The organism is Oleiphilus sp. HI0125 (genome assembly GCF_001635355.1).
Map to the genome: position 1 here is coordinate 1 of NZ_LWGF01000686.1, position 6,072 is coordinate 6,072.

Annotated in this window: 6 protein-coding genes; 1 reads left to right on the forward strand and 5 read right to left on the reverse strand. The window is 44.2% G+C overall.

Translation table 11 applies throughout. The annotated features are described in order from the left end of the window. The coding region (locus A3762_RS09925; protein WP_068755231.1) for an NADH:flavin oxidoreductase/NADH oxidase family protein at nucleotides 1-1,142 on the forward strand (1,142 nt) is incomplete at its 5' end. Between the two features lie 69 nt (nucleotides 1,143-1,211). On the opposite strand, the gene A3762_RS28340 is transcribed toward A3762_RS09925, so the two are convergent. The 5 genes from A3762_RS28340 to galE form a co-directional block, all read right to left on the reverse strand. Then, entirely contained in the window at nucleotides 1,212-2,144 is a 933-nt protein-coding gene (locus A3762_RS28340) for a PaaI family thioesterase (protein WP_068476359.1), read from the reverse strand. 64 nt (nucleotides 2,145-2,208) lie between these two features. Next, nucleotides 2,209-3,120, reverse strand: coding sequence for an alpha/beta fold hydrolase (locus A3762_RS09935; RefSeq protein ID WP_197469183.1), 912 nt, complete (start codon nucleotides 3,118-3,120; stop codon nucleotides 2,209-2,211). 4 nt (nucleotides 3,121-3,124) lie between these two features. Further along, nucleotides 3,125-4,399, reverse strand: a complete 1,275-nt coding sequence (locus tag A3762_RS09940; protein ID WP_068755233.1) for a hypothetical protein — start codon at nucleotides 4,397-4,399, stop codon at nucleotides 3,125-3,127. Between the two features lie 4 nt (nucleotides 4,400-4,403). Beyond that, complete coding sequence (locus tag A3762_RS09945; protein ID WP_068475877.1) at nucleotides 4,404-4,835, reverse strand: HIT domain-containing protein; 432 nt, start codon at nucleotides 4,833-4,835, stop codon at nucleotides 4,404-4,406. A gap of 4 nt (nucleotides 4,836-4,839) precedes the next feature. After that, nucleotides 4,840-5,829: a UDP-glucose 4-epimerase GalE gene (gene galE, locus A3762_RS09950; protein WP_068476363.1), complete on the reverse strand. Its 990-nt coding sequence runs from the start codon at nucleotides 5,827-5,829 to the stop codon at nucleotides 4,840-4,842. Between the last annotated feature and the right edge of the window lie 243 nt (nucleotides 5,830-6,072).

A 6,072-nucleotide genomic window follows, 5' to 3' on the forward strand; every position in this document is an offset into this window, starting at 1 on the left:
AAACCTTGTATCGCCGTTGGTCACACGGTGGCGCAGGCCTCCACATTACGGGTAATGTCCAAGTCGATCGCCGGTATCTTGAACGTGCGGGAAATGTTGTACTAGAAGACGATAAAGATTTAGATCGTTTCAAATCTTGGGCAAAAGCAAGCCAAGAAGATGGCAATCATTGCTGGGTACAGTTGAATCACCCGGGTCGACAGTGCCCCAAACTAGTCAACAGTACGCCTTTATCGCCTTCTGATGTCCACCTAGAAATGCTTGGTAATTTTGGCAAGCCAAAGCCGATGACTGAAGCGGACATTCAAGACGTCATTCAACGCTTCGCTCGTTCAGCTGAACTCTGCAAAGAAGCCGGTTTTAAAGGGATTCAAATACATAGTGCGCATGGGTATCTACTCAGCCAGTTCTTGTCTCCGAAAGTAAATAAACGCCAAGACCAATGGGGCGGAAGCATCGAGAACCGAGCTCGCTTACTTAGAGCTATAATCAAAGCTGTGCGAGAAAAGGTCGGCGCAGAATATCCAATCGGAGTGAAGCTTAATTCTGCTGATTTCCAAAAAGATGGATTTAGCTTCGAAGAGTGCGTTCAAGTTGCCAAATGGCTCGGCGAAGACGGCGTCGATTTACTTGAGATTTCAGGCGGCACGTATGAGCAACTGAGTCTTATGGGGGTTGAACCCACAGAGGTCAGAGAGAGCACGCGCAAGCGAGAAGCCTACTTTATTGAATATGCACAACGCATTCGCGAGGCTGCCAACATTCCATTGATGGTAACAGGCGGGTTCCGATCACGCTCTGTTATGGAGAAAGCGCTTGCGGATAAAGAACTCGATGTGATTGGTTTGGCACGCCCCCTTTGCACGCAAGTAAACTGTCCACGCGATCTGATTGAATCAAAGATTGACAGTCTAGACGACTATGAACATCAACTTGTTCTCGGCAAAGGCTTTTGGGGAAATAATAGTCGCTCTGATCTCATTAAAGCGATCAATAGCTTCGGCGCGGTTGGTTTTTATTACTGGCAGATGATTCTGCTAGCGAAAGGCAAGGAGCCAAATCCTAAGACTACAACGGTGCGTTATTTCCTTCGTCATATGAAGAATGACTTCAAACTAAACATGCGAAGAAAATTTGGTTAACGAGAAGCCTTATAATCGAAAACATATGAGCGCTGAACTTAAGCAGCGCTCATAAAAATTTGGAGGTTGTTATTCCAATAAGAAATGGGCACGCGCTAAGGCAATAGGCTTTTCTCTTCTTTGCTGCCATGCATGCACTTCCACATTCGCAACACGCCCTCCCTGACGAGTCACTTCGCAGTGGACGAAAGTATCTCTATCTAGACCGGCACGTAGATAATCGATCGAAAAATCGATAATCCTAGGAATCACGCCCCCAGGTTGCGTGGCTAGCAAATGCAGCATGCTCGCCATTTCCATAAAGCCACCTAATACACCACCATGAATCGCTGGCAAAATAGGGTTTCCTATATTACTTGGCTGACGATTTAACTTGTAAAATCCTGCGGCTGGTTCTCCATCTAATTCCACCCCAATATAAGACGCATAAGGGATAGCAGAAATCAGTGGTTCGAAATCTTTCGTTGCGAGTGCTGATGCACGAAGGTCCTTTAAGCTAACCTGCGATCGTGTGTTCTCATTGAAAGTAAATTCGGGTATTTGAGTGCCTTTGGTCATATGTTCCAAAGATGGAATACCTTTGGCACCCATGCGCATAAACGTGGCCACACAATGCGCGACAGTGCGATCAACTTGGTAAGCTTCACAACGCATGAATACGATATTTTTAGTGACGCGATAACAACTAGCGCGCGCATATACGGGTTGATCAGGTCGTGCTGAACGCATGTAATCAACACGTAAGTCTAAAGTTGGACAGAGCTCAAACTCTGGCAATGCACATAAAACCCCTGCGCCGGCAGCTGTATCCATTAGGGTAGTAATCGCCCCCCCATGAATAACACCAGTATCAGGGTTACCAATAATTTTCTCTGTATAAGGAAGTTCTAAGATTAATTCATTCTCGCGTGCCGAAGCTACGGTAATTCCGAGCGCCTGGCATTGAGCCAAAACAGAAATAAACCCTTCGACCTGACCTAACAAAATACTTTCGTCACGCATTCTTTATACAACCATTGTTTGAGAAAGGCAGGATTATAGTGAACTTCGTCACAAATAATAAGGCTTAAGCATCATACCCAAGCAGAGAAAGCAGCAATTCACTGGATTGCTCGGGCTGTTCAAACATAAAACAATGCCCGCCAATGGTTTTGCTTGCTTCTACAAAGGGATATTGGCGCGCTAGCTTAGGCAAGTTGGCACGCACAAAGTCATACGTGCGTGAGCCATAAATCATGTGCACAGGTATACCCAAGGCAGCTAGAGAAGACCAAACCGAGTTCGAGTAACTCGAGAAAATATTACTCTCTATTTTCGGCGGACATTTCAGTGAAAAACCACCGTTTTCATCTGATTTCATCGCATGATTAAGGTAGGAGCGTAAACAATCATCATCCCAGCCTTTGAAAGTGCCGCGTTGATAAAAGTAATTCCATAATGCTTCTTCGTCAGGCCAATACGTACCGCGAACAAGCGCTTGTTTTGCCAGGGGAAAGTGCTTTGACAGACCCAACATGCGTAAGCCATTCGCCGCATATGACCACGATCTCGACCCAATAATTGGATCTAACAAAAATACTTTCGTGAATAGCTTTGGGTCGATCTGTGTCATCAATAACGTGTTCACACCTCCAAAACTATGGCCTATCCCTATTCGCTCCACATCAGCCCATAAGGTTGAATAGTGCTGCCACACTTCAGTAAAGCTAGATGCACTATCATCCCAATCAGTAAAAGGACGAACTCCTGCGTCACTATCGCCATGTCCTTGCGCATTACTCAAAAAGATATCGAAATGTTTACTCAAGGGCCCTAGGAACTTTTCATACACCAAGCCGTTAAATCCATTGCCATGAAGAAAATGAATCACCGGTTTTCCAGTTGGAGGGGTGTAATGTCCACGCAAAGTAAAGCCTGCAGAGACGGTGTATTGCCATGGTTCCAAACCATGAATATACGAAGAGACTTGTTGGGCCAAGTGACTACCTATGAGTGATTAATGCCTGATATTTCTTTTTCAATGAATGAGTCATTTCATTGCTAATCGCATCCAGCGACTCTAAAGAAACAGGAGGATAATAATGCGAGCGGTAATGGTTCACAAATTTTAGTGTTAAAAAACCATCAAACCACTGGTGAAAGGCACTCTCAAATTGGCTTGGTGTATTCACTTGACGATGAGCATGCTGACAAAACGTATCAAAGCCTAAGTATTTCAGCGTGTCCAATAGTTTAGTGTTTTTGGATAAAGCGCCAATAAAACTCGGCATGATACGCTCCATCTCACCCAATAAAATCGCCTGTTCTAAGGAATCATATAAGTACTTAAGATCTGCGAATGTCTTAGGAGAATCGAAGCCGTAGTCATCGCCTTGGTTGTGCTCATGCTTCATTTTTTCCAAGGATTGGCCAGTACCAAAGGGGACTCGTGAACTTAATCTGCCAGCCACACTCACAACAGGAGATTCTATACTTTCAACACCATGTAATTTGGCCAGTTTATTGAGCAGATAAAAGTCTTCTCCAGCTGATTTTTTAGGTACACCTCGAACCCGACAGTAATCGTCCACATCAATCACTATGATCGAACCAAGCGCTATATATCCGTAAGGAGACCCTGATGCTTTCAAGCGTTCAGCGACATAATGCAGTTTAAAATCATACAAAGCGCTTTCCCTAGCTAGCCCCTGCTCTGCCTGATGTTCAACACCTAAAACACATGCACTAGGACGGCTTTCAAAAGATGGGAGGTCAAAATAATCTGAGGGCAAGATAGCGTCAGCATCACTAAAATACAGCCAAGTAGGTATATGGTTTGAGAGCTGCGCGATAACTATATCTGCCCCAATTTTTCGCGCCAAGCCTACTGCTTTTTTAGCAGGTAATAGACGAGTTTGAGCGCAGTGATCAATGATTATTAATCGATGCCAATCATTTAACCTTGCAAGATAAATATGTGGATTTAAACGCTGCATCTCAAGGGCATCGATAAAATGAGAAAGCGCGCTTTCAGTTCGTCGACGAGCATCTTCAGCCCCGCCCTTAGGAGCATTAAACACCCAAACACTAATCAGGTTATCTGTTCGTGGCATATCTAAAAAGCGCGTTAATGCGCTAACAGACTCATCATAGATAGGAAGAACAAAACCAGTTACAAGGTCTGAATCGAGCTGAAGAACATCAGACTCTTGAGAAAACGCTAAGCTTTCGGGCTCAGCGTGTCGTTGCAGATAACGAGTTCGAATAGTTAGCGCCAAAGGACTATGCGAATGCAGGCTTTAGCAAATTGATTAAGGCTTCTTTTTGATCTGTGAGCGCTGCGTCGTCATATGGCTTTACCGAGTGACGCCCCCATATAGGAGCAGGCCAAGCTATGTCATTTTTGAAACGAACGACATGATGGATATGTAACTGTGAAACGACATTCCCTAAGGCCGCTATGTTTAGTTTTTCACCCTGAAAGTATTGCATCAAAGTTTTCGACAAAAACACTGATTCTGCATCAAATTGAGCACGCTGATCGTCGCTCAACTCATACAGCTCTTTCATCACATCATCGTTATCAGACATCACTCTTGGTACGAGAATGCACCAAGGGTATTGCTGATCATTCATCAGCAATACTCGACATAATGGCCAATCGACTAAAAACTCTGTGTCGCCAGCGAGGCGCTCATCCAAAATAAAGTTCACAGACTTATCCTTGCTCCTGACGCGACTGCCAAACAGCTTCCCAATCCAACGCGGATTTAACAATGACGTCTAAGTTGTCATGATCAGGAACCCATCCAAGCGTTTCTTTGATCTTGGTGTTATCTGCCATTAACGCGTCTGGATCACCTGCACGACGCTCAGTTTCCTCAACAGGGAAATCTTTACCTGATTGCGCTTTCACTACATCAATGACTTCTTTTACGGTGAAGCCTCGGCCGTAGCCACAGTTCAAGATACTAGACTCACCACCCTGTGCCATAAAATCTAAGGCCATAACGTGTGCTTTCGCCAAATCATCAACGTGAATATAATCACGAATACAGGTTCCATCGCGGGTATCGTAATCCGTTCCAAATACCTTCATACCTGATCTAGCCCCATTCACACATTCACAAGCCACTTTAATCAGGTGCGTTGCTTCAGGCGTCGCTTGACCAATTCTGCTATCAAGATCTGCTCCAGCGACATTAAAGTAACGTAGAATCACGTGTTTCAAATTTGATGCAAATGATAAATCACGGATCATCTGCTCACTCATCATTTTAGAAGCACCATAAGGATTGATCGGTGCAAGAGGCATATCTTCTGTCAGTACTTTCTCATCAGGCATCCCATATACGGCAGCCGTAGATGAGAACACCATGTACGGAGTTTGATGTTTTTCAATCACACTCAATAAATTGAGGGTATTGCGCGTGTTATTTCCGTAATATTTAAGAGGATTTTCAACGGACTCAGGAACAACAATATTTGCGGCAAAGTGCAACACAGCTTCAAACTTATGTTCAGCAAACAAAGCATCCAGCCTATCAAAATCACCGACGTCACCAATGACCAATTCGCCATAGGTCACAGCCCATTCATATCCCGTCGAAAGATTGTCAAAGACAACAATATCGTATCCAGCTTCACCTAGTTGCTTAACAACATGGCTTCCAATATAACCAGCTCCTCCGGTCACCAACACCTTCATGGCTCTTCCTTAATTCCAACTTAATTTACAGATTCAGAGTTTATTTACTTCTAGCTTAATAAAAGTATATCTAAGACTTCGCAGCTTGCTTAAGAGCTTTCTTTTTTTCGCGACGCAAAGCAAAAAATGAAGAAATAAGACGACTCGACTCTTCGGCTAACACTCCCTGTGTCACCTCAACAGAAGTATTCATCGCGGGGTGATCTAACAATTGATTCTGACTAACAACCGCTCCAGCTTTTG

Bases quoted from the DNA above. Each gene is read 5' to 3' on its own strand.
- A3762_RS28340 (WP_068476359.1), bottom strand. From the start codon at position 2,144: ATGCGTGACGAAAGTATTTTGTTAGGTCAGGTCGAAGGGTTTATTTCT.
- galE (WP_068476363.1), bottom strand. From the start codon at position 5,829: ATGAAGGTGTTGGTGACCGGAGGAGCTGGTTATATTGGAAGCCATGTT.